Origin of the sequence: Microcoleus sp. K1-B1, assembly GCF_036704705.1 — a bacterium.
GTDB lineage: Bacteria > Cyanobacteriota > Cyanobacteriia > Cyanobacteriales > Microcoleaceae > Microcoleus.
Genome location: NZ_JAUBSH010000092.1, coordinates 1 through 25,996 on the forward strand (window position 1 = coordinate 1; position 25,996 = coordinate 25,996).

Here is a 25,996-nt window from a genome sequence, read left to right on the forward strand (position 1 = left end):
TTGAGTTACCTCAGTAGATATATTCTTTTTGTTTACTTATCTTAACATAGTTCGGTTTTTTTGCGCCGACCTACTTATGCTTGTCAATAAGATTGCACTTGTCACAGGTAGCTCGAAAGGAATTGGTGCTGGCATCGCCCTTGAATTAGCCAAATCTGGTGCCGATGTTTGTGTCAACTATTGCGATTCTCCAACATCAGCGCGAGAAATAGTCAACCAAATTAACTCTCTCGGCCGTCGCGCTATCGCGATTCAAGCAGATGTCTCACAGCGCGACGAAGTGGAACGGATGGTCGATACGTGCGAGCAAGAACTCGGTCCAATCGATATTCTAGTAACAAATGCGATCGCCAGCGTCCGAAACACCTTGCTGGAAACTAAATTTGAGGATTTACAGCGGACACTAGAAATAGGGGTGTACGGTGTGTTTCACGTATGTCAAATAGTCGCCCGCCGTATGGTGGAAAGGAAGGCACTCGGCTCGATTATCCATATCTCATCCCCCCACGCTCATTTTCCGTATCAGGGTGCGATTGACTACAACACCACCAAAGCAGCCTGTCATCACCTCGTTCTTTCGATGGCGAATGAACTGATGTGGCACAAAATTCGGGTCAACATCCTAGAGCCTGGGTGGACTGACACTCCGGGTGAGCGACGCTGGTACAGCGACGAATTGCTTGAGTCGTTCAGCAACCGAATGCCTCTGGGTCGGATGGGATTCCCGGAAGACTTAGGCAAAGCAGCAGTTTTCCTGGCATCTAATGCGGCTGGCTACATCACGGGTAGCGTGTTAAAGGTAGATGGTGGACTGTACATTGAGGGCAGTCCGAGTTTGACAGCCGAATCAGAAAATAAGTAGGTAGGTGGCATTAAACTGAACCATCTAACAGTATGGAAACAAAGCTAAGTCAGCCACGCTTAAGGCTCAGGATATTTTACGATCGTTTACTTAATTGCGTTTTACAGCGCCTACCTACTTAAAACACAGTTTGTTGTTGGGCTGTCTGCGCTCGATCGCAACAACAAACTTTGTTGAACTAGGCGCTAGCCTTTTCGTAGCGCTTGTTAATTTCCGCCCAATTAACAACATTCCACCAAGCTTTTAAGTAGTCGGCGCGCAAATTTTGGTATTTGAGATAATAAGCGTGTTCCCAAACATCGTTACCCATAATTGGATAGTTGCCCTCCATGAAAGGAGTGTCTTGATTTGCCGTAGTTGTAATCTCAAGTTTGCCAGCTTTATTACGGACTAGCCACACCCAACCGCTGCCAAAACGCTTGGCGCCGGCATCGTTAAATTTTGTTTTAAAATCGTCCACACTGCCGAAATTTTGCTTAATTGCTGTTGCAATTGCCCCTGTGGGTTCGCCGCCACCGTTGGGACCCATGATTTCCCAAAACATACTGTGATTTAGGTGTCCGCCGCCATTGTTACGCACGGTTGTGCGAATATCTTCCGGCACTTTGCTCAAATCTCGCAGCATATTTTCAGCACTCATATTTTTGAGCTGCGGGTATTTGCTGACAGCATCGTTGAGGTTTTTAACGTAGGCGGCGTGGTGTTTGTCGTGGTGAAATTGCATTGTTCGCGCATCGATGTGCGGTTCTAAAGCATTGTATTCGTAGGGCAGAGGTGGCAGTGTAAAAGGCCCCGGAGTTTGGGCGATTTTTGGGCTTTCTGCAATTGGACTTGCTTGCGATACATTATTTCCTGACGCTTGGCAAGCACCTGCGGTAATGGCTCCGACGGTGGCAGTCACCAAATACAAGAAATCTCGGCGTTTGAGAGTCATAAAAAGTACCTAAGTGAATTATTAACTGTTTTATCTCAGATTAAAGCAAAATGGGAGTGAGTTGAGAAAAAAAGTTGTATCGCCCGAATGGATGAGACGGATGGGCGATGGTTGTGAGAGTTTCTCAAGTATAGGCTAATTGTATGCGCGTAACTAACTCACGTGCTCCGGTTCACCAATCCGGTTTCTGTCTCGAAACCGGGTTTTTTTTAGATTATTCTTGGGACAAGCGCTGGATGGCTTTGCCTCCAAAAAGCCGATCGGCTGCTTTCAGAATACCGGGAATTTTAGCCGCGTGGGGACTGTGGGCAAGAGGGCGGCGCAAGTCTAATTCATCGAGGCGATCGGCTTTTTGACCTGGGAACCAGTGACTGGCATTACCTAAAAGGTTGTAGCGCATCTTGCAATAGTCGATCGTATCGTAAGCCTGCGCCAAATTCCACAGCCACAGAATCACATAAATATTAATACCTCCGGGAGTATTTTCGATAGTTGGTAAACCGACGTGCCAAGTCTTAAACCAATCTTCTCCTAATTTATCAATTGCTGCTTTTTCTAATTTTTCTAATATCGGTGGCAAAATTTCATCGGCTGTATCTAACAATTCTACAGCTTTAAGATGCTCGTTAAAATCTTCAGGTTTGGCTGCCCCCAAACTCAAAGTATGTACTTGCGGATGCGACAAACAAAACAAATCATTAAACACCATCGGACTCAACGGATAGCACAAGTCTACCAATTTTTGCGGCGGGCTGTAAAGTTGACCGCCTTTGTCGGAAGGACTGATAATAAAAACGCCCATATCGTGACGTTTAGCAGCTTCAATAGCCGGCCAATTACTTTGATTGATGTAGTACCAGTGCAAGTTAAGATAATCAAATTGATTAGTTTCAATTGTTTTGACAATCACATCCGTCGGGCCGTGAGTTGAGAAACCAATAAACCTAACTTTCCCTTCTGCTTGCAACTGTCTAGCCACATCCATGCAGCCACCCGGACGGATAGACTCCTCTAGCAATTCCCACGTATTAATGCCGTGTAGCGACAGTAAATCGACGTATTCCAGTTGCAAATAAGCTAAGGATTTATCAAATTCTTCGCGGAACTCTTGGGAGTTTGGTTTGGGGCTAACTTTCGTTTGCACTATCAACTTTTCGCGGGGAAAATTCGGGAAAATCCACCCCAGTTGCATCTCAGAAGTGCCGTAACCGCGAGCAGTTTCTATGTGATTTATGCCACATTCAATCGAGTAGCGAATCGTCGCTTCTAAATTTTGTTGATTGTCTGGGGGAATTTCATTGGCTGGCACGTCTTGCCATTTGTACTGATATCTCATGCCACCGCAGGAAAAGACGGGCATGGATAATTCTGTGCGGCCGAATCTGCGATATTGCATCATAAACAGTTGACAGTTGACAGTTGACAGTTGACAGTTGACAGTTGACAGTTGACAGTTGACAGTTGACAGATGAATCGCCTGGTTTTTAGGATGGAGATTTATAAACCACTCTAAAAATATTCCTCCGTCATACAGGAGTTTAAGCCCCTGAATTTTGACAATCAAAGTCAAGGTAAGCCCAAGTGCATTTAAATTGTATAGTCAAATTTAAGAAAAGTCTTGTGGGGAGTAGGGGTTGGGCGTCTCGCCCGCCCTAAAAATACAATTTAGATGCCCAACAGCTTAACTCCCATATTGCAGCATTCTCCTGAACAGGCAAGATGCCTGTTCCACAAAGAGTTTTTGACCACCAGTGGGGCAGTTTTGACTATTTAGAAATTTCCCGTACTACTGGTTTTCCGTCTTGGATTTCGCCGACTAAAACCAAATCGGTACAGTCTACAAACAAACCATTTTCTAACACACCGGGAATGTTATTCAAGCTTTTTTCCATTTCTCCGGGGTTGGCAATGTCATCAAATTTGACATCGATTACCATATTACCTTGATCGGTAATTACCGGGCCGGCTTTTTTCACGCCCATGCGGAGTTCGGGTTTGCCGCCCAATTTTTCAATGGCGCGCATTACTGGTGTTAATGCCATCGGTATAACTTCGATGGGTACGCGAAAAGTCGAACCCAATTTATCTACGATTTTGGAACTGTCAACTACTACAATAAATTGAGTGGCGAGGTAATCGACTACTTTTTCGCGGGTGTGGGCTGCGCCGCCACCTTTAATTAAGTTGAGGTGGGGATCTACTTCATCAGCGCCGTCAATAGCAACATCAATTCTGTCAATTTCATCTAGTGTTGTCAGCGGTACTCCGTACTGTTTGGCTAACACTTCGGATTGAAAAGATGTCGGCACTCCCTTGATATCTTTGAGTTCACCTGATTTTATGCGATCGCCCAACGCTTGAATAGTATAAGCTGTAGTTGACCCGGTGCCGAGTCCGACAATCATACCAGATTTTACGCGATCGGCTGCAGCAAAGCCGACTTGCTGTTTCATCAATTTTACGGGATCTTGTTCTGTGGTCATGTTCGGTACTCCTTAATAGTTTTAAGATTATACCATTTATTATGGATTTATTTAACCGCAGAGAGCGCAGAGAACGCAGAGAGGAAGAGAGGGAACTCGCAAATTATTTCAAGTGGGAACTTCTCTCTTTTTTCTCTGCGCCCTCTGCGTCCTCTGCGGTTAAAGAAAAAAAATCTAGTTCACAAATCGGTGGATAATTGCCACAATGAAAATCGGATTTCTCGATACCTACACTTGGGATTACAATATTGAAACTCCTTACCGCGAACCTTTGGGCGGCACTCAGTCGGCTATTTGTTACTTAGCTGAAGCGTTGGCTGCACAGGGAAACGAGGTATTTTTGCTCAACAATACTTCCGAGTCGGGGATGTCGCGCGGCGTTGATTGCAGGCGCAGGGTGGGGGACAAATCTAATTTAGAATTGCTGCGATCGCTCGATTTTTTAGTTATAGTCAATATAGTCGGCAAAGCGCTGGAAGTTAAGCCGCTTTTGGGGCATCGAACTAAGTTAATTTTGTGGATTCATAACGAACCGGGCTTTGTATTCCTCGAAAATTTAAAAAATGATCAAGAAATCAATGCTTGCGATGCCTTTGTATTTGTTAGCGACTGGCAGCGCGAACAATTTCACCGGCGCTTTGGGATTGACTCCAATCGCAGTTGTGTTTTAAGAAATGCGATCGCACCTTGTTTTGCTAACATTTTCGCCGATAATATTTCTATCCTATCTCATAAATCTCGGCCGCCCATTCTAGCTTACACCAGCACTCCATTTCGCGGACTCGATATTTTGTTAAAAGTCTTTCCAGAAATTCGTCAAGCTGTCCCCGGAACCAGATTAAAAGTATTTTCAAGCATGAAAGTACATCAAATAGACGACAATGATAACCAGCTTTTTTTTGGTCAACTTTACCGCCAGTGCCAGGAAACAGAAGGCGTCGAGTACGTCGGTTCCGTACCGCAACCCGAACTCGTCCGGCAACTGCGTTCAGTCGCGGTTTTAGCTTACCCGAATACCTATTTGGAAACCTCATCTATTGCCGTGATGGAGGCGATGGCCTGCGGTTGCCGGATTGTGACGAGTGAATTGGCAGCTTTGCCGGAAACAACTGCTGGATTTGCCCGTCTAGTTTCAATGTCAGGGGTGAAAAATTTTGCATCGATAACTAATTGGAAGCGGGCGGGCAACCCAGATTGGGAGGGATATACAAGGCGGTTTTTAGAGGCGATAGTCGGAGTTTTAAATGAGGCTACGGGTGCGGGTGGCACAAGTGCTGAAAATCATCTGAGACAGCAGGTAGAATATATAAATCAAGAGTGTACTTGGTCTGTGCGTTCCCGAAAATGGGTAGAATGGCTGAATAGTATTAGTGTAAAACCTGTAAGAGTGGCAGAGCAAATGATCGGGAATTCTTTAGTAGGTTTAGAGGCAGTGAGAGATTATTTTCAAAAGGGAAATTGGCTGAAAGATCGGGGTGATCTCGGTGGCGCCATCGAGAACTATCAGAAAGCTTTAGAGTTTAATCCAGGAGATGCAGAAGTTCATAAAAAGTTGGCGGAAGTTTATGTTTTGCAAGGAGAATTTGAAAAGGCGATCGCCTCTTGTAATGTCGCTCTTCAATTTCAACCCACTTTTGCTCCTGCTTACTTGACAATAGGCAATGCTTTGCAGAGTCAAGGCAAACTGGAAATGGCTATTCAAGCTTACTTGCAAGCTTTAGAAATTCAGCCGGAATTTGCTGAAGCCAGCGCGAATCTCGGCAGTATGTATTACAAGTTAGGACAATTGGAACAGGCAGCCAATTATTACCAAAAAGCTCTGACGATTAATCCTCAATTGTGTTCGGTCAATATGATGCTGGGCAGCGTTTTGCAGCAGCAAGGAAAGTTAGATGCAGCAATTACTTGCTATCAAAAAGTGCTGCAACTGCAACCTGGAGATGCCAGCGCTGCTGAGAAATTAGCGAGTTTGAGCGCACAAAAAGAGCGGGAAACTACTGACAGCAACTTTATCGAATTAGAAACAGAATCAGCGGAATCACAACCAGTATCTGTCAACAAAGATGAAGGCTACGGCTTGCAGCCTTCGAGCATCAATTTGCCGCCAGCACCAACCACTGAGACTTTAAATACTCCCTTTACAAATCCCGCCGAAGTTTCCGAACAAGTTACCTCGATCAATGTTCCAGATAGCGGACAGGTTGCCAATTTTCAAGAAGTAGAACCGTACAATAAACTAGCCGAAAACTTTTTAGTTCAAGGTAAAATTAAAGAGGCGATCGCAGCTTGTCAGCAAGCGCTAAAAATTCGACCGGATTTCATCTACGCTTACGTCACTTTAGGCAATGCCTTGCAAGCAGGAGGCAAAACTGAAGCTGCAATTCGATCGTATTCTCAAGCCCTACAATTGCAGCCAAATTTTGCGGAAGTGCGCGCCAATATCGGCAGTATGTATTTCAAAATGGGGCGTTTGGAAGAAGCGATCGCCCATTACCAGCAAGCCATTGCCCTGAGTCCAAATTTAGCGGGCGCTCACTGGAATTTAGGGAAAGTATATCACAAACACGGCAACATCGAAGCAGCGATCGCCTGTTTTAAAAGAACATCAGAACTCAACCCGCAGCTAGTCGGTGCAGACTTCCACTTTAACTTAGGTAATCGACTTTTCAGCCAAGGAAAGCGCGACGAAGCCATCGAAAGCTACGAAAAAGCGATCGCCATTAAACCGGATTGGGCAGAAGCCTACGGTAACATCGGCAGCGCGCGATCGCAACAAGGCAATCTCGACGCCGCCATCGCTTATTATCAGAAAGCTGTAGCTTTAAAGCCACATTTAGAAGTTTTGCACTTCAATATAGCCAATTCTTTTTTACAGCAAAACAAGTACGACGAAGCGATTACTAATTATCAAAACACTCTGAAAATCAAGCCCGACTGGCCGGAAGTTCACGCTAACCTCGGCAGTTGTTTTTCCATGCAGGGGCGGCTGGAAGAAGCTTTAGCCAGCTATCAGCAAGCTTTGGCATTAAAACCGAATTGGGCAGAGGTTTACTGTCGGATGGGACACATTCAGAAACAAGATAAGCCATTGGAGGCGATCGCCAATTTTGAAAAGGCGATCGAATGCAACTCCAAATATAGCGAAGCCTACCAACAATTGTGCGACTTGCTAAGCCATTCCACCAACCTCGCCGGAGCCCGTAGCGTAGCCGACAAATACTGCGAAAACTGCGGCGAAAATGCCCCAGTCATGTCAGCTACAGCCTACGTCTTTTCCTACCTGCAATCAGGTGTCAGCAAACAGGCAATTCAGAAACTCGAAGAAATCGAAAAACTCTGCTACGAAAAGGTCGAAACCTTTAGCGTAATCGAACTAAAATTGCTCTACGAAATCTTCCTGTTTGCAGTTTCTCACCTGCGAGACAACCGCGAAAAGAATGCCAGTTTCTACAGACTCATTGCCAAAGAATACTACCAAAAAGCCGTCCCTAAGCGCCAGGAAATTAACAGAAGCAACCTAGCAAATTATCAAACAAAAGAACAGCGTCCTTTAAAAATCGGCTTCCTTTCCAAACACTTCCGCCGCCACTCAGTAGGCTGGTGCAGCGAAGCTTTAATTCGCGAATTAAGCCACATTACCCCCCACGTTCACCTTTACGTCACGGGGAAACTCCACCGAGATGAGGTTACGCAGCGGTTTGAAGACATGGCGGGCAAGTTTTACTGGCCTAAAAAATATCCAAACGGCTTTGCTGATGGCGGTGAAATCTTCGCCGAAGTAGCGCAAGACAACTTGGATGTTTTGATAGACTTAGACTCGATGACAGTCCCAACAAATGTCGAAGTGCTGTATCAATATCCTGCGGGGATTTGCGTTTCTTGGTTAGGATTTGACGCACCCTACATTTCAGATAATCACTACTTTCTGTGCGACGAACATACTCACCCCCCTGGTGTTGAAAAAAATTACTTAGAAAAGTTAGTAAGATTGCCTGCAGGTTCGGTAGCAATTGGCGCACTGCAAAGCATTCCTGTGAATCGAGAGGCGATTAGAAATGCTCTCGGAATTGGCTTAGATCAGATGACTTATCTGTGCGTTTCGCCAGGGAGAAAAACCAATCCCGAAATGGTACGAGCTCAAGTTAAAATCCTTAAGGAAGTACCAGATAGTTTGTTAATCCGCAAAGGTCAAGGCGACCCCGATGTTATTCACAGCACTTACCGCGAAGAATGCGAAATTCAGGGAGTAGATTTTGCTCGGATTAAGTTTATAGGGCAAACCCGAAGTGAAGAAGAACACCGGGCTATTTATTATGTAGCCGACGTGCTTTTAGATTCCTATCCTTACAATGGCGGTACTCACAATTTAGAGGCTTTGTGGGCGAATTTGCCAGTGGTAACTCGATCGGGCGACCAATATCTTTCGCGGATGGGTTACGCTTTTCTGAAAAGTGCAAATCTTGATGTTGGTGCGGCCTGGAGTTGGGAAGAATACACGCAGTGGGGAGTTAAGTTTGGCCGCGATGCTGGTTTCAGAAATGCGGTGAAAGAGCATTTAGTAAAGTCTAAGCAGCCAGAACATCTCGCACCTTTGTGGAATCCTAAAAAGTTGGCTGAGGATATGTATGAGGTGTTTCAAAAACTGTTAGCTAAATAGGTGGGAAATTGGGCATTGGGCATTGGGAATTGGGCATTGGGCATTGGGCATTGGCATAGCAATCCCTCATCATTTATGAACTCCTTTCTTACTCTCTTCTCTTCCTCTGTGCCCTCTGCGCCCTCTGCGGTTCAATAAAAAAAAGAGATATCAGGTAGAGAAAAGCGATTTCTGGATATTTTTACCCAACGCCCACTAAAGTTTTGTAAAAATATCCATGAAAATGCGTAAAAATTCCGCGCCGAGTCTGATAGATAAATAGCTGATTCATAGTACCGCGATCGCACTAACTTTATGCCAGTTAGGGCGATCGCTTTTTTTTGTGGTGCCAGTTTGAAAAAGGAATGCAACTGTAGACAAGCTCCAAACGACCAGCTTCATCAGTCATTCCCAATTCTAAAATCTCAAATCTAAAATCTCAAATAACCTGACTACTGACTAATCACTAATAGCCACTCGATCGCGCCCGCCAGACTTAGCTTGATACAATGCCTTATCCGCGGCTTCAATCAACATTTTCGGGGAGTTTTGACTTTCCGAAACGCCCGCCACTCCTAAGCTGAGAGTCACACAATCACTGACAACAGACTTGATGTGAGGAATTGCCAAGGCTTTGACGCGGCTGCGGATTCCCTCCGCAACCGCCTGTGCAGCGACGACATCCGTATTTGGCAAAATTACCGCAAATTCCTCGCCGCCGTACCTAGCAGCCAAATAGAGGCGTTCTGCAGGTGCGTTTGTGCAAGCATCCCCGATCGCCCGCGCCACTTGCTGCAAACAAGCATCCCCGGCTTGATGGCCGTAATTGTCGTTGTAAAGTTTAAAACAGTCAATGTCGCACAGAATCAAAGATAGCGGTTCCGAAGAGCTCGACTGCTCCCATTCTCGGTTGATCACCTCGTCAAAACGGCGGCGGTTAGCTAGTTGAGTCAGACTGTCCAAATTCGCTAACCCGTCCAACCGCTGGTTGGCAGCAGCTAGCTGCTGGTAAAGTAAAGATTGTTCGATCGCGATTGCAACTTGAGTACCCAATTGACTCAGCAAATCCACATCAAACTGCTGCCACTGGCGGGGTCCCGAACAGTGGTGGGCAATCAGCAAACCCCACAACTTCGGCACTTGACAAGAACCGTTACCTTCCCTAGGTTCTATTCCCTGCTGAACAATCGGCACCACCAAATTTGCCTTCACCTGACAAGTCTCCAAAAACTTAAGGTGACACTCGCTCAAATTAGAAGCATGAATATCCTCTATGGCGCGAATGCGACCCTTTAAATACTGCCCGATGTAAGTATTAGCAAAACAGCAATCGTCAATTCCCATCCCCTTGAGTGGCATCCATCCTTCTGCAACCGACTCCACCACCACATCTCCGTTCCAGTCGGGTCGGAAGCGGAAAACCAGCACGCGATCGGTTGCCAAAAACTCCCGCACTTCCGCTACTGTAGTGTTGAGAATATCTTGGAGATCCAGAGAAGAACGGATGCGCGATTGAATCTGCCCGATCAGGCGTTCCCGTTCTATTTGTTGCCGCAGCGCGACTTGGGCTTGCTTACTTTTAGTAATGTCCCGACCTTCCGGCAGCAACAATACTATTTTGCCAGTTTCATCCGCGACAGGTTTGAGAGAAAAATCAACAGTTGCCGTCCGATTTACACCTTGAACTTCCACTTCATAGCGGACAAATTCACCTTTTGCCGATCGAGAAATCGCCTCTTGCAACTGTTCCTGAACTTCCTCAGAATCTCCCCACCAGGGCAACAGCCAAAACGGTTTATTTGCCACATCCCGTAGCTTAATTCCCGCAAAGTCCAGAGAAGTTTGGTTAGCTTCCAGCAGAGTGCCGTCCGGTTTCAATAAGCTCACAAATTGGAAAGAAGAATCAAAAATTGCCCGAAAGCGCCTTTGAGAATCTCCCAACATTGCCGTCACCTTTTCGCGAGAGGTAATATCGCGGAAGCGCCACACCCTGCCAATAATATTTTGTCCGACTCGAATCGGCTGCGTGTAGCGCTCAAAAGTGCGGCCGTCTTTAAATTCTAGAATATCGCAACCTTCCGACTCTGCATCGCTATAAAATTCTTTAACTCTCTGCAAAAAAGCCCTCGGATCTTTCACTTGCTTCGTGAGGAATGCCAGCCGCACCGTTCTATCCATTGAGTTTCTAACTTCTTCATAAATTCCCCACATTTGAACTAACTTTTCGTTATAACTAATCATTTCTCCGGCGGTAGTAACGGCGAGAATGCCGTCAGCCGTTGCTTCTAAGGTAGCGTGCAGCAGAGAGCGCGATCGCTCTAATTCTGCTGCCGTCAATTTGCGTTCCGTGAGGTCTCGGACTGCTTTCACCTGGACTAAACGACCTTCCCAAAATACGAATTTGCTGCGAACGTCAGCAGGAAAAGCAGTTCCATCTCGCTTGAGAAAAATAGTTTCACACACTGTATTGCTGGCAGCAGAAATCATTTGCGGCGCTTGTTTGTATGATTTCGGCGACAGTAGTTCCAGCAAGCTCATTCCCACCATTTCCGCCGGTTCGTAACCGAAAAGTTCGGCAAAATTGCTGCTAACGCTCAAAATTGTGTCGCGGTCAGCCACGGCAACTGCTTCAAAATAAGCTTCGCATTCGAGCAAGCGCGCTGCTGAGTGGCTGCTGCCATTTTCGCCAGAGGAATAGCTGTTGTTAATTAACTGTTGCAATTGCGTATTTGCCGAGTACAAAGCGGTCATGGCTTGCCTGTACATAGCAGTACGTTTTTCGACTTTTTGTGCGAGGCGATCGCGATATTCTCGCAGTTCTTTTTCAACTCTAATTAAATCACTAATATCTACGGCAAATACGATTACGCCAGCGACTTTACCTGTTTCATCGCGGTAAGGTATTTTATCTGTCCGCACCCAGCATTTTTGACCCGATGCTGTTGGTAAAAGTTCGACTTGCCCCTGCTTGGGAACGCCGGAATTGATTACTTCCAAATCTTCTAAATAATATTGCTCTGCTTCGTCTGGATAGATTTCATAAAAAGATTTACCTTCTAATTGAGCTGCGGGCAAACCTCTGGATGCAGCGGCGGCTTGATTAATTCGCAGCAGGCGACTTTCGGTATCTTTGAGCCAAATCATCGCCGGCACGGAATCAAAAATTATTTGCTGTTCTTGTTGCTGCAGGCGTAGTTCTGCTTCGGCTTGTTTTCTTTTAATTATTTCTTTTTGCAGTTTTTGATTAGCTTTTTTGAGCTCAGCAGTACGTCTTTCTACTCTTTCTTCTAGTTGATCGTAGTATTGGGTCAGCAAGTTTTGTTGCTGTTCGTGCCGTATTGCTTCTAATTTTAACTTTTCGCTAGCTGACAAACTTGAGGATACAAAATCTGCTAATATTTGGGTAAATTCGTGTTCTTCTTCCGTCCAATCACCGTGGGAACCCTGGCGTTCGGCGCTGACTATTCCCGCCATTTTACCTGCTAGCACAATCGGTACGTTTAACAGGGAAGTCGTGCCCTGATCGACAAAATAAAGACCGACAAGTTCTCGCGTTCTGGGGTCATTTTCTGCTGCCACTGTTGCGATCACACTTGCAGATTTTAAAGCTTGAAAATATGCCGGACAGTCGGCGGCTGTGATGATAATTTGTACGGAATGGAGTTTAGTATTTTGTTCGTAAAGGTCGATGCAGTGAAGCTGCGTTTTGTCTTCGCCATACAGCCAAATACTGGCTCGATCGCAGTTGACAATACTAACAGCGGTTTCTGTTACTTCGCGGATGAAGTCTTCTATATTTTTGCGTTGTTTAAGTTGACTTTTGGCTAATTTTGCGATCGCCAAAGTTGGACTGCGCCAATTTCCTCTCTGGTTGGGCGGCATGGGTGACTGCGAAGCGGCCTTAATTTCTTCGCAAACTAACAGTACAGCCGGCCGTTGGAAATTGGCAATTGAACGACCATTAGTATTTTCCTCTATTTTCCAATCTACCGCCGGCATTGCGCGCGCGGTAGCTTTTACCCTAATAATCCTGCCATCTTTGCAAGTCAAGCAGCCTTCCCAACAGGCAACTTTTGGAGTTGACGTACCGTTTTCCAACTGGGTCAATCCGGCAAATTCTGCCTGCATTTTGCCTTGCTCTGGGCAGTAAAATATGTTAAAAATTGAATGACAAATTAATTCCTGCGATTTGTAGGCGAGGCGAGACGCACCGAATTGATTGAGCGAAAAAACTCTTCCCAAAGCATCTAGAACGAAGTAAATGCCCGGAAAATTCTCGTAGAGAGTTCCATACCAATCTTGTTCGACTTGTTGGCTGCACGAAAGTTTTGCTGTCGCGAACTCGCCGTCCGTGTCGAGCAAGTGAGAATAGTTGGTTTCGGGGTTGCTTGAATTACTTTTTTTAGCAAACACTTTTAGCTTAACTCGACTGTAATTAATTTTACTTTCTGGAATTTAACTTTTTTGTGAAACTAAATTAAACCTGTTGTTTGAAAAAAGTTACAAGTTGTAACAAAAATACCACTTGTCCAGCGTGCTGGTTTTCGCTTCCCCATCCAACCACTGTGTTTATTTGTAGCTGGTACACGGTCTGCAGACGATATTTCCCGCTAGTTGCAATGCCAGCAGGTTTAGCTGCAATTACCCGGTCTGTACTTTTAGCATCCTAGACAATAAAAAAAACCGGCAATCAATGGTTTTAAGTATATATGATAACACTCAAATACTTAGTATTGGGACTGACCTACTTCGGATTCGGTTTGGGATATTTGCCGGGGCTGCGGATGAACCGGGCGGCGGTTGCAATTATCGGGTCAGCTTTTGCGGTGGCTTTGGGGATACTCGACCTGAAAACTGCTTGGGAGGCGATCGACCCCAGTACGATGTTTTGTGTTGGGAATGACGATCGTGAATATAGTTAATTTGACTGTTTAATAAATATTTATAATACTTGAGTTAAGTAAATCTTATAATGCACAATCGGCCACGGGCTTTAGTCCTATAGTTTATACTTAATCTTGTGCAGCAAACGCTAAGGAGGTAAGAAAGAGTGACTACCCTAAAACCCGCTGCGAAACCCAGACTTAATTCTGCGTTCAAACAACTGATGTCCTTACACTGGGTAATGTCAGCTTGCTATTTAGTGCTGTTTATTACCGGTACGTCTATGGCTCGATTGCCGGGAGAATTGTTTATTCGAGGCCCCCTTTACGATTTTCACAAATCCGTAGGAGTGCTGACAATGGCTTTGCTGACTTGGCGGATTTTAACTCTGCTCCGTGTATGGTGGAAAAAATATACGAAACGCCTGCCCAAGTTTACGAAGGAATGGTACAAAAATTTTGCTCTGCACGCAAGTTTGTACGTTTTTATGTGGCTAGTTCCGGTTGCTGGTTTCTTGCTTTCTAACTCTTACAAAAGTAACAATGTGAAATTTTTCGGAATTCTTTTGCCGGATCTGTTTCCGCAGAATTCCGCAATGGTTGATCTGGGAAGGAGTTTGCATTTTTGGCTGGCGTACACATTTTTAGCGTTCGCGATTTTGCATATTTTAGATCAGAAGAAAGTTGTGAGGGCTAATTGGCGCAGGTTGGCAAATTTTGTTCGCACTAAGTTTCCAAAGTCTCAAAAGGTTGGATAAATTTGCGATGGGGTACTATATCTCAATTGGTAGCCGTAAGGTGCAGGCTGCACACCATACATAATTAGTTGATGCGTCGAGGACTATTTATGATAAATTTACTGCAAAACTGGCTATTTTCCACGGTGATATTCTGAAACTTTTCCCATCGTCTGACTTCTGGGGCAAATTTATGGGTTGTTCTAATAAATCGACAGGCTGACTAATCGCCAAACCCAAATCGCTCTTTAATTCCAACTTTGCCTCTTCACCGTGACACTCGCAACACCGCAAAATCCAGACATTAGAATCATCTTCCGATTGTTTGAATGCCATCAAAACTAAATTTTCGGCTGACAAATCCAAAAACTTGCCCGCTGCAGGCAGAGTCTTGTGGGAAGTTTCCTCTAACTTGGGTAACACCTTTACTAGCAGCGGTAAATTCAACTCGTACCCCTGTCGAACTGTGCCGGCTTCTTGCCAATTTCCAGCATGGGGATACACTGCACAAGTAAATTCGGAAACTCCTACATCTGCTTGTTCATCCGGCCAAGTCGAACCCCGAAGCAATGTCAGCCGAATTCGATTCGGTTGAAGGTCGCAACCGTATTTGCAATCGTTGAGCAAACTCACTCCAAAACCGTCATTGCTGATATCAGTCCAGCGCAAAATCGGCACTTCCCATTTCGCTTTTTCGGCGGGTGTTTGCGGCTTGGTTGTGCGCTGAATCGCACCGCCGGGAATTTCGCAAGTTGCAAAATCTGCGTCTACATTTAACCCAAAGGCTGCTTTTACTAAAACGTGACTTTCTTGCCAATCTGCAACTGTCTTAATTTTCAGCATCGGCGAACCTATTTCTACTATATAATCTTGGCAAAACTCCGATTTGCCAATTTGTCGGACTACGCGCAAACTCTGCCGCAATTCTCCCTGCTCTATCCAAGCAATTTCTTTCAGTATGGGCGCTGGTAATTGATGTTTTTCATAATTTGGGTCGATGTTCCAAGCATCCCAATATTGACCGCTGTCTTGAAATGCTTGCAGTTGATTGCCGCCTGCTGCATTCAAGACTTCTCTGTTATTTACTTTATCCCAAATGCTGGATAAATCCCCAGTTTTACCGTCTACTGTTGCCCGAATAAATTCATTTTCTAAAACCATTTGTGCGGCTGCAAAATGCGTTTCTTGACCAGGTGTGTTTTTTTGTGCTATACCGTATGTAAGTTTTGATAAATCTGTCTTTTTTTCAGTTTCTGGACTCGCGGACGCATTATCCACAGTTTGAGCGTCTTCGCGACACAGCCAAAACACCTGGTAGCCAACGGCGGGGATATTATTTGCCGAGAATAACAGTGTAGATTGCGATTGCGGTCGATCGCCCCTGACAATCTGTGAAGCCAATCGCCGTCGAGAAAAATCGTAAATTTGCCAAACTGAATCAGCGGCATCGGGAAGCGTTACGGCGACAACCTCAGAGCGCGACCAATTGAGAGTATTGAAAATCAAAATCGGTTGAGCGTCGGGCTGCGGAGGATTCGGCAGAGAAATTTGAGCCGAGATTGCATCCAAAGAGTTTAGCAGGATTTCGCGACAAGTGCGATCGACCTCGGCAAAGGCTAGATTAGCATCCGCATAAACTTGGGCGATCGCAGAACCGGGCAAAATATCGTGAAACTGGTTAAACAAAATTTGTTTCCAAGCTGATTCTAACTCGGATTTCGGATAAACCGCGCCAGTACAAATCGTTGCCAGCGAAGACAGCAACTCCGCTTGGTAGAGCAATTCTTCGCTGCGGCGGTTTTGGCGTTTTTGGTCGGCGCGAGTCGTGTAGCAACCCCGGTGGAATTCTAAGTAAAGTTCGTCTTTCCAAATGGGAAGAGTGCGGGGAATAGTTTTGAGTTGTGAGATGGCCGGATTTGCATCCGAAATTGCCGACAAGTTTGACAATTCTCGCGCCCGCAAATCCTCCTGCTTATCCGATTTTGCCACATCGCTTTCCTGGGAACTTTCCGCAACTTGCGGCAAAAACTGACTCTCAATCAAAGACAAATAATCAACCGCTTTCGCAAACTCCAACTTCGGGAAAAAAGGCGACATTTTCCAGCGTTTCGCCACCTCCAACATATCACGAGTCGGGCCACCGCCGTGGTCGCCAACTCCAGGCAACCAAAGAGCATCTTGCAAACCAGTCTTAACTTGCCAGTCAAAAGCATAACTTGCCATTTTCACAGATTCTACGCTTTCACCAATTGGAGAAGACATCATACTAAATATTTTAGTACCGTCCAACCCTTCCCACCAAAACGCACCGTAGGGAAATTCTGTTGAATCATTCCACCGCAACTTTTGCGTCACAAAATAATCAACTCCACCTTGCCGCAAAATCTGAGGTAACTGCCACCCAAAACCGAAAGTATCCGGTAGCCAAGCCACCCGCATCAATTCCCCAAATTTTTCTTTTGCATAAAGCTGTCCGTAAAAAACTTGCCGCACCATTGATTCAGCGGAAATCAAGTTTAAATCCGGTTCTACCCACATCCCGCCAACAACTTCCCAGCGTCCGACGGCCACCTGTTTTTTAATCGCCGCAAATAAGTCCGGCCGATGTTCTTCCATCCAAGCATAAAGCGCCGGAGTTGAATGACAGAAAATCAAATCGGGAAACTCCGATTGCAATTTCAATACCGACTCAAAAGTTCGCTTTGCCGCTTCCCAAGTTTCCGGGACAGGCCACAGCCAAGCCAAGTCTAAATGAGCGTGACCCACCAAATAGATTTTACCTGTATATGATGTCAGCTCACCACTTTCTCCTATATATATAGATGTAGCATTGCTATTTTCTCCAACCTCAACAACCTCATCTTTTCTTCCTCCCTCTGCGGTCTCTGTGGCCTCTGCGGTTCCCTCATCTACATCCCCAGAAAAAGATGTCAGTTCGCCGCTTTCTCCTATATATATAGATGTAGCATTGCTATTTTCTCCAACCTCCGAAACTTCCTCTCTTCTTCCTCCCTCTGCGGCCTCTGCGGCCTCTGCGGTTCCCTCATCTAAATCCCCCAAAAAAGCCCGCAGATATCCCAATAAATTGTGGCGCAAAACAGACAACGAGCGATCGAACTTTTCGCGATCGCACACCGCCGACCAATCAATCAAACTCATCGCCAAATCAATCTCAGATTTCAGCATTTCCCCCTTGACAAACATGGGGCGATTTGCTATTGTTTCGGTGGAGAAGTATTGGAAATTTACATTTTCTAAATTTTGATTTAGCGAATTTTGCAAAATCTCTAATTCGGCCGCCACAAAACCCGGATCAAAACAAGAAGAGTCCGCAGCTTCGTACAAACAAATCGATCGCACTAAAGCGCCGTTATCGTGACCCGGACTTACCAACCGCAAAATCACTAAAAATTCATCTCCGGGATTTGCCGACGAACTCAACAAAACTCGATCGGCAAAATCAAATAAATCTCCCTGTCCGACTAACTCGCCGTTCACAAAAATTTGAGCATCTTCTGCCCACCAAGTCAAACTCAGCAGCAACCGCAAACCAACCACAGGATAGCCGTGCAAATTGTCAGGAATTACAAATTGCTGGCCCAAATACAAAACTTGTTTCCCCGACGGCCATGCAATATGTCCTTTGCTGTTAAGTTCGGCAACAGGACTGTTACAAATATTTACCGAAGAGACAGCCGAGTCAGAATCGCAGTACCTCCAACCAGACTGAACCTCCACTTGACTGAGGCGGCGCAACTTCTCGACAGTGGCAGAAATATTGTTGCTAGCAGGTGACACAGAAGCGCTCATTTTTAGCTAAAATAGGAATTGTGTATTAATCAAAAATCGGATTGAACTCACATCTTGCACTATTCTCAAGAACAGGCAAGATGCCTGTTCCACAAAGAGTGAATTTTCTTGTGGGTTGGGCATCCGGCCGCCAGTAAAAGGCTTATTGACATTGGTGCAATATCTTAGATCGAACCGCGAAGACGCGAAGGACGCGAAGAAATAAAGGTTTCAGAGGGTTTGAAGCTTCGATTAAGATATCGCTTTGATTTTACAGCACTATTCAGCAATTCCGGCGCGAATCAAAAATCTGAATTCAATAATTAAACTTATGTCCAACGGTTACTACGGCCCATACCAAAGCCGACTATTAAATTTTATATCGAAACAGTCCCGCCAAATCGCTGACAATTGCGATCGAACTTGGCGTCAAATTAAAGAAACAACTCTCACGGCGACCCAAATTCTGCTTTATCCAGCTTATTTGCTGGTGCAAAGTTCCCGAATGCTGGGCAGACAGTTGCGGGCATCAAGTCAAAAAATAGATTTACCGGAACTGCAAGAATTTGGCGGTGACGAAAATCCCGATTTGCCACAAAATTGGTATCAGGGGGAAACTTCCGACGAAAGTTCGATCGCCGAAATTTTGCACCTCGCCGAAAATTTACTAAACTCGTCGCAAACTGCGAAAACTTTAGCCAGCTTCCCGCTGTTAATTAATCAGGGAAATGCTGCTAGCGATTTACATCCGGCTATCAATTTTAGCGGACAAACCGCCAAGCATCAAACCACTTCCGTCTTAGAACACTCGCTTGCTATAACTCAATTAAAACCGCAACCGAAAGTTGAGGGAATTGCCAGTTTTATCCCCGCCCGCACTTTAGTATTAGTAGGAAAAGAAAATCATATCTTAGATATTTTGACACCCGAACAGCAGGAACTGCTCGAAGGTCGCATAACTTGGGAAGTAGCCAACTGCGGGCCCGAACGCCGGGAAATTACCCAAAAAGAATTAAAATTTAATCTCGGTTTGGAGTCGGCGGCCAAAAAAGCGCAGTTGCCGCCGATGCGTCGTTTTTGGGAATTGATGGCCTGGCTTCAGACGAGTCCGGTTGCTCTCAAAAGAAATCAGTTTGGAGAATCAATCCTCGCAGTTAAAAAATCGATCGACCGCAATTCCATCCTAGTCCAACAAGCCCGCGCGCAGATCGAAGCAAAAACCGCACTGCAGTCAATTGCGGCATCGAATTCCCTCGACCACAATACCCCAAAACTAGAAACTAATTTTAACAGCAAGTTCGATCGACCCCCTACTCCTCTCTCCTTTGTTACATTACTCGATCGCGCCGCCGTCAACATTGAGGAATTAACCCTCCCGCCATCGGCAAAAACAATCGCCGCACCCACAGAAGCCCCCGGAGTCAAAATTAATACATCCGGCACAGACGCCAATGTAGATTTGTCCGCCCGCGACATCCTCGAAAAATACGCGCGAAACATCGAACAAATGATTTGGTCGTCAGTAGACCACCTTTTGGGCAAAGAAACGGCAGCCAGTGATAATACTGAGAAATCAGTCGCGATTCAGTATTATTTGAAACAGCGACAAGAACAAGAAAATACACAAAATAGCCCAGAGGTCGATCGACCCTGGCTGAACTGGCAAGACTTATTCGGGGAAGCAGCACCCCAGCATTTAATCGACGGAAGTTCCGAACCAGAGGCAGTAGTTCAAACCCTCAGATCACAAGCTAACCCAAAAGTCAATCAGGAAATAGCAGAAGTAGGAGAATTGCCCGAAGGTCGATCGACCGCAGTCTCAATCTCCCCTTACCCCGAAGCAATTCACCGGCTGATCGGGCAGCTAAAACAGAGCTTGCTCACAAAAAGCTCAAAAAGTCAACCCCAACCAGCATCTGATTTAGCAGTTACTCAAAAAAATAGCTCTGCACTCGCAGCAGAATCAACCCCAGGGCGCGCGCCGGAAACCCAAGTGCCAAAAAACACAAACCCGAACACCCCACAAAACAGCCAATCCCCAGCAGCAATCACCGCGCCAACCAGCAGATACACCCCCGCAACCCCCGCCGCAGCCGAACCAAAAAATCCCAGCGCAGGCGTCCCACCCGAAGGCGAATACTTAGAAACAAAAGCAGAATCGATGGGATACATTAAGCACCCCCTAGAACAAGTGCTCGAATGGCTCGATCGAGTCATGCTGCGGCTAGAAAACATCGCCGAGCAACTCTGGAATTGGGCAAAAATCAACTTGCCCAAAATCCTCAAAAGCAAAGATAAAATTGACTAATCTTTAGCTTATGATAAAAAAGTTGCTGCAACAGCAGCAGCTCAGTATTATGCCATCTTTGGAGACTCCCACAGTGCTAACCCTCAAAATCGTAGTTAATGTAGTTGTTTTATTTTTTGTTTCCCTGTTCATATTTGGCTTTTTGTCCAATGACCCAGCCCGGAACCCCAACCGCAGAGACATGGAATAAACAAGTTATCCCGCCCGCTGGCTGGGGGGTACGCCACCGCAGCCCCCCAGCAAACCCGCAAACTCGCAAAAATTAGTCGAACAAAACTTGACCTCGCACCAGCAGCGAGGTTATCTTGTGGCGAAAGCAAGTTCTCAAATCAGCCATCTTTCGGCGCGCCAAAGCCACTGCAAATTTTAGATGTCAGATTAATGTCTAAACAGTTGCCTTTTAAATGCAAAAATTTTAAATAATTTGCACCCTATAAAATCTAAAATCTAAAATCTAAAATCTAAAATCGGATGACTTACCTGTTGTAACTATGCCCTATCCGGTACCGCCGCCAGAACCCCCTGGCATCATCTACATCGCAAAGCCAAAAAAAGTCGCCCTCACTGTCGCGGCAGGCGATGGAGACACCCTCCGCAACCCCGCAGAAATACCGGAACCAAGCCCAGATATCGTTCAACCAGAACCCACACCGGCCCCAGCAGAACCCGCAGCCACACTCCTGGACACTACCCCAGCCACGGATCAGCCTCCAGAAATCGCCGACCCCCTAGCGGAAGTGGAAAGCGGCGACGCAGTTCTGGGATTTCAGCGTCAGGCCCCTGTGGGAGAACCCGAAACTGCGGAAACTCCGAAAGATTCCTCGTTTACGGCTTACCAATTGGGTTCGGTAGAAAATGCCATTGCCATTCGGAATCGGGAACGAACCGCACAGGCGCAGAGAAAACAGGAGAGAAATCTTGCCGGAAAGCAAGAAAGTTGGTATCAGGCCCAAGGCCGACAGTTAGAAGATAACTCTCCCGAACCTGCGGAGATTCCCGTTCCAGAACCCGCGCTAGAACCAGCACCCAGCGGGCAACAGCAGTTCGACATTCCCGCACCAGGAACTGCCCCCGCACCCAGAACACCCCCCGCCCCGACACCGAAACCTAAACCAGCCGCGCCGGGAGTCCGCACCGCGCCTTCTCAGCGGACGGTTCCTTTTCCGGTGACTCCAGCCGATACTATTGAAGTTAAGGCTGACAGTCAAGAATTCGACGACAAGCAGCAAATTGTGACGGCGGTTGGTAATGTCGTTGTGCGGTTCCGGCAAACTGTGATTGATGCCGATCGAGCGATCGTCAACTTAGTCACCCGCCAAGTGGTAGCATCCGGCAATGTCGCCTATACCCGCGGCCAACAAGTAGTGCGCGGCCAGCGGATGGAGTTCAATCTCGGCCTCAACAGCGGCGCAGTCGAACAAGCCAGGGGCGAAATATTCCTGCCCGCAGCAGGTAGCGAATTGACGCCCACACTGCCGACAGATATTAGTGCTGGGACGATTCTCGAACAGCCGCTGAGCGATCGAATTACCAGCCAGCAGCCCCTGCGCGGAGTCAAATCCCCCGGTGCTGCTACAGTGACTATCGGCGGCGGCGGACAGCTAGCAGCCCCCCAAGTTACTGGTGCGGTCAACCGCGTCCGCTTTGAAGCAGAACGCATCGAACTCCTGCCAGACGGCGCAAGGGTAGCAACCAACATTCGGCTTACTAACGACCCGTTTTCCCCGCCGGAATTTGAATACAGGGCCCGGAGGGCGACGATTAGAAGGATTTCGCCCACTGCAGAGGAATTAGTCACAACGAAACCCCGCTTGGTGTTCGACAACCGGGTGAAAATACCCGTGTATCCCCGCAGGCAAGTGTTTGACAGCAGGCAGCAGAACGGCCCGTGTTTGACCTTTGGTTACGACGGGGGCGACAGAGGCGGTTTGTATGCTGAGTGCGGTTTTGAGGTGTTGCAAAACGGGCCGGTGCGGCTGACCCTGACGCCCCAAATTTACCTGCAGCGGCTTGTGGAAAAGCACGGCGGTAATCCGTTTTCTCCCGACAGCTACGGGCTGAAAGCGAAGTTGGGCGCTAGTCTGGGCCCGCGTACCAGGCTGGACGGATCGGCAATATTTCTGAGTTTGGAAGATTTCCCGAATTTGCCGGAAAACAGCTTTCGGGGCAATTTGCGCCTGCGACAGTTGATCGGCACTCACACTCTGGCTGCAGAATACAGTTATCGCGATCGACTGTTTAACGGTTCTCTCGGCTATCAAACCGTGCAGAGCAGTCTCGGCGCAGTCCTGACTTCCCCAGTCATCCCACTCGGAGGCACGGGCATCAATCTCAGCTACCAAGCTGGGTATCAATTTATCAATGCTGACACCGATCAAGCAGACTTGCTCGAACCAGTGCGGGAAAACAACCGCGTCGATCTGGGCCGTTCCCAAGTTAGCTTCGCCTTGAGCCGCGGTTTCAACTTGTGGGAGGGCGAACCGCTGCCCCGCACTCCCACCCAGGGTTTGAGGTATACGCGGACGCCGGTGGTTCCTTTCTTGCAACTGGCCTTGGGACTCCGGGGAGTTGGTACTTATTACAGCAGTGGCGATCGACAAAATTCCCTCGCTGGCAGCGTCGGTATTCAAGGGCAGTTCGGTCATTTCTCCCGCCCTTTCCTCGATTACACTGGGTTTAACGTGACTTATACCCAGGTGGGGCGCGACGGTATCTCGCCGTTTTTATTCGATCGCTTAGTAGATTTGAGAGTCCTGTCTTTTGGGCTTGTCCAGCAAGTTTACGGAGGCTTTCGAGTTGGATTTCAAAGTGCTATTAATTTAGAAAGCGGGGAAACAATCAGTACGAATTACACTTTAGAATACAGTCGCCGCAGCTACGCAATCATTTTGCGTTTTAACCCCGAGCGTCAAGTCGGCAGCCTGACTTTTAGAATTAGCGACTTCAACTGGAATGGGACTCCCGAACCTTTTTCCGGGGACGCGCGAACTGTAGAAGGAGGAGTGCGTTTATCCGATTAATTCAATTTGGTTATTAGTTATTGATTATTAGTTATTGGTTATTAGTTATTGGTTATTGCAACCAACAATTAATAATTAGCAATTAACAACGAACCAATAACAACGAACCAATAACAGCGAACCAATAACAGCGAACCAATAACAGCGAACCAATAACAGCGAACCAATAACAAATGACAGAAGTGACCGCAATATCTGCACAAGCAGCGGCTCTGCTGGTTCACTACGGTTTTGACCTAGGTGGCAAAAAAGCCGAGAAATTGGCGGGTGAATGGCTAACCAAGTATCCCGGCTATTGGCTGCGTTTAGCAGTGGTTGAAGCGCTTTATCAAGGCCGCTACAAGGCTGTTTCTGTGGGACAGCTACTGAGTATGTGGCACCGGATAGGTGAGCCTCTCTATCATTTCAATCGCGAGTTTGAACGCTTGGTCTGCAATAATTTTCCTCAAAATTTAACCGGGGAAAGTGCTGCTCAACTGCCACAGCAAGATATACTTTTATCGAACCAGGAAGCGGAATTTAGTGGGGCAGAGTTAGATTTTCGTGGGCCGTCAGAGGCGCAACTTGATGTGGCGCTTCATGCAGAAGTCCCAAACACAGAGGCAGAGGAAACAGGAAAATTGCCTGCAGCGGACGATCGCACAAAAGAAAATACAGAATTTGTAGTATATGAAGATGTGGCTGTTACCGCCCTCGCAGATCGAGCCGAACCTGAGCAAAAATTAGCGGACAAACCTGTGGCAAAATCATTCCCAGTTGTCAAACACACTGATTTTCATACCAAGTTAAAAGCGATTGCCCGTGAAGGCAGAAGAAAGAAGGGAGAAAGCAGAAATAGGGTGTAATATTGATTCCGGTTGCACCGTCCGTGATTGTTGACGGTTGACTGTGAATCAAAAAACTGAAAATTGCGCTAATATTTGTTGGCAGCTTGATTCCACTTGATCGGGAGGATGAAGTGGATAATTGATAAGCTGTTGTGGCATTTAAATTGTATGTCAAAAAAAAATTAAAGTCTTGTGGGTTGGGCGTCCCGCCCGCCCTGAATATACAATTTAAATGCGCGACAGCTTATAATAGCCTTTTTGATTTTAGATTAAAGAATTAGGAATGACTGATGAAGATCGTGATTTCGATCTGCCTACAGTTGCATTTTTTTTTGGAAGTGGTGTAATGTTTGGGAATGACATAGTTGTTGGTGAGAGTTAAGTTTTCGGACCTCCTCCCATCCGAATTTCCGAACAAAAAGAAGCTTGTTCCGTACCGTTAGCTTGCTTAACAATGCTAGTCCGCAGCCGCAGGTTGGGCATGAGATACCACAGCCTTTCTTCGGCATGGAGAGTGTCTGATTCTGTAATCAATGTCAGTACGTCGTCGCCCATCACGTAGCGGCTGTTACCCTTGTCTTGCAACACTTTGCCAACGCTTGGATTGTCGGGATTGGGTACGATCGCTAATATTGTAGAACCGATTTGTTTAGCTTTGTCGCGATCGGGAATACCATCCCAACTAATCCGAACGCTGGTTAGCCCAGTTGAGGCCGGGTTAATCGAGTGTTGTTGGCAAAGTTTGACGACTGCTGCATCGGTAGCTGTCAGTAGTTCTATTTTGAGGTCAGATTTACCGGCCTGCAATTCCCCAGAATTGAGATTGTGTACTGTACGCTGGGAAAACCATTTGCCTGCACTTAACTCGAAAAACTCGATAACATCCATGAAATTTGTCTCTAAAGTCAATACTGCTTTATTTGCGATCGTGACTTGCGCGCTATGGAGTCAGAAACCCGGTTTCTTCCTACGTACCTAGCAGTCAAACCAATGATTTTGTCTAGAAACCCGGTTTAAGAGTGCAAGTCCTTTTCTATATTTTAGAGGAAGGGGGCGCACCTGCAAAGCTTTCTGAGAGCTTTGGGTAAAACAGATTGCAGAGGCCGTTGAGGTACGAAACCCAACCAGGGGGACATCTGCCTCGCTGATGCGGCCGACTTGACAGAAAATTAGAGCATCCGCCATCATATTTCGTTATAAAAAGTCTTTTTCGCACATTAAATAGGATGACGATACCTGAAATTTTTTACCTTTGACCGAAAGCATCCAGGATACAAGCCCCCGGATTCATCCGTCCAGAAATAAAAAACTTGTATCCGAGAAACTTGCCCCCCGAATTTATCCGTGGGGTCAAGGCTTCAATTCTTTAATCTAAAATCTAAAATCTAAAATCGATTGACAGTGTTGATCGATCGACCATCATCGCCCCAATACCAGCTATGTTGGCTCTCCTGAGTTTATGGTGTAAAATGTACCTACTAATACATTTACCGTTATGAGCTTCCATCTAGACTATC

General features: G+C 46.4%; 14 protein-coding genes. 8 read left to right on the forward strand and 6 right to left on the reverse strand.

From position 1 onward, the window contains the following. Positions 1 to 76: 76 nt before the first annotated feature. Positions 77 to 862: an SDR family oxidoreductase gene (locus QUA83_RS24525; RefSeq protein WP_333296487.1), complete on the forward strand. Its 786-nt coding sequence runs from the start codon at positions 77 to 79 to the stop codon at positions 860 to 862. Positions 863 to 1,040: 178 nt separating this feature from the next. Here QUA83_RS24525 and QUA83_RS24530 read toward each other — a convergent pair whose 3' ends face one another. The 3 genes from QUA83_RS24530 to rpiA form a co-directional block, all read right to left on the reverse strand. Continuing rightward, complete coding sequence (locus tag QUA83_RS24530; RefSeq protein WP_333296488.1) at positions 1,041 to 1,796, reverse strand: Fe-Mn family superoxide dismutase; 756 nt, start codon at positions 1,794 to 1,796, stop codon at positions 1,041 to 1,043. A 214-nt stretch (positions 1,797 to 2,010) separates the two neighbouring features. Further along, complete coding sequence (locus QUA83_RS24535; RefSeq protein WP_333296490.1) at positions 2,011 to 3,195, reverse strand: aldo/keto reductase; 1,185 nt, start codon at positions 3,193 to 3,195, stop codon at positions 2,011 to 2,013. A gap of 367 nt (positions 3,196 to 3,562) precedes the next feature. Then, positions 3,563 to 4,279: a ribose-5-phosphate isomerase RpiA gene (gene rpiA, locus QUA83_RS24540; RefSeq protein ID WP_333153978.1), complete on the reverse strand. Its 717-nt coding sequence runs from the start codon at positions 4,277 to 4,279 to the stop codon at positions 3,563 to 3,565. Positions 4,280 to 4,484: 205 nt separating this feature from the next. Here rpiA and QUA83_RS24545 point away from each other — a divergent pair, with 205 nt between their 5' ends. Then, a complete protein-coding gene (locus tag QUA83_RS24545; RefSeq protein WP_333296491.1) occupies positions 4,485 to 8,936 on the forward strand; it encodes a tetratricopeptide repeat protein in 4,452 nt (1,483 codons plus the stop codon). A gap of 438 nt (positions 8,937 to 9,374) precedes the next feature. Here the strand turns inward: QUA83_RS24545 and QUA83_RS24550 are convergent, their stop codons facing one another. Continuing rightward, on the reverse strand, positions 9,375 to 13,328 hold the full coding sequence (locus tag QUA83_RS24550) for a PAS domain S-box protein (RefSeq protein WP_333296493.1): 3,954 nt from the start codon (positions 13,326 to 13,328) through the stop codon (positions 9,375 to 9,377). A gap of 296 nt (positions 13,329 to 13,624) precedes the next feature. Between QUA83_RS24550 and QUA83_RS24555 the strand changes: the two genes are divergently transcribed. Together QUA83_RS24555 and QUA83_RS24560 are read left to right on the forward strand one after the other, a co-directional pair. Beyond that, positions 13,625 to 13,837 (forward strand): hypothetical protein, encoded by a 213-nt coding sequence (locus QUA83_RS24555; protein WP_333296495.1) that lies wholly within the window; start codon positions 13,625 to 13,627, stop codon positions 13,835 to 13,837. Between the two features lie 185 nt (positions 13,838 to 14,022). Continuing rightward, positions 14,023 to 14,556: a cytochrome b gene (locus QUA83_RS24560; RefSeq protein WP_333296497.1), complete on the forward strand. Its 534-nt coding sequence runs from the start codon at positions 14,023 to 14,025 to the stop codon at positions 14,554 to 14,556. An 87-nt stretch (positions 14,557 to 14,643) separates the two neighbouring features. Here QUA83_RS24560 and QUA83_RS24565 read toward each other — a convergent pair whose 3' ends face one another. Continuing rightward, positions 14,644 to 18,345, reverse strand: coding sequence for an alpha-mannosidase (locus tag QUA83_RS24565; protein ID WP_333296499.1), 3,702 nt, complete (start codon positions 18,343 to 18,345; stop codon positions 14,644 to 14,646). Positions 18,346 to 18,655: 310 nt separating this feature from the next. Here QUA83_RS24565 and QUA83_RS24570 point away from each other — a divergent pair, with 310 nt between their 5' ends. The 4 genes from QUA83_RS24570 (at position 18,656) to QUA83_RS24585 (ending at position 24,497) form a co-directional block, all read left to right on the forward strand. Next, the gene (locus tag QUA83_RS24570; RefSeq protein ID WP_333296501.1) at positions 18,656 to 20,632 is read left to right on the forward strand and encodes a hypothetical protein; all 1,977 of its coding nucleotides are present in this window, start codon (positions 18,656 to 18,658) and stop codon (positions 20,630 to 20,632) included. A 73-nt stretch (positions 20,633 to 20,705) separates the two neighbouring features. Then, complete coding sequence (locus tag QUA83_RS24575) at positions 20,706 to 20,822, forward strand: photosystem II reaction center protein I (protein ID WP_039887172.1); 117 nt, start codon at positions 20,706 to 20,708, stop codon at positions 20,820 to 20,822. A gap of 301 nt (positions 20,823 to 21,123) precedes the next feature. Continuing rightward, on the forward strand, positions 21,124 to 23,652 hold the full coding sequence (locus QUA83_RS24580) for a DUF3769 domain-containing protein (RefSeq protein WP_333296502.1): 2,529 nt from the start codon (positions 21,124 to 21,126) through the stop codon (positions 23,650 to 23,652). A 173-nt stretch (positions 23,653 to 23,825) separates the two neighbouring features. Next, positions 23,826 to 24,497: a hypothetical protein gene (locus QUA83_RS24585; RefSeq protein WP_333296503.1), complete on the forward strand. Its 672-nt coding sequence runs from the start codon at positions 23,826 to 23,828 to the stop codon at positions 24,495 to 24,497. A gap of 360 nt (positions 24,498 to 24,857) precedes the next feature. Here the strand turns inward: QUA83_RS24585 and QUA83_RS24590 are convergent, their stop codons facing one another. After that, positions 24,858 to 25,367 (reverse strand): phycobiliprotein lyase, encoded by a 510-nt coding sequence (locus QUA83_RS24590; protein ID WP_333296505.1) that lies wholly within the window; start codon positions 25,365 to 25,367, stop codon positions 24,858 to 24,860. Positions 25,368 to 25,996 lie beyond the last annotated feature (629 nt).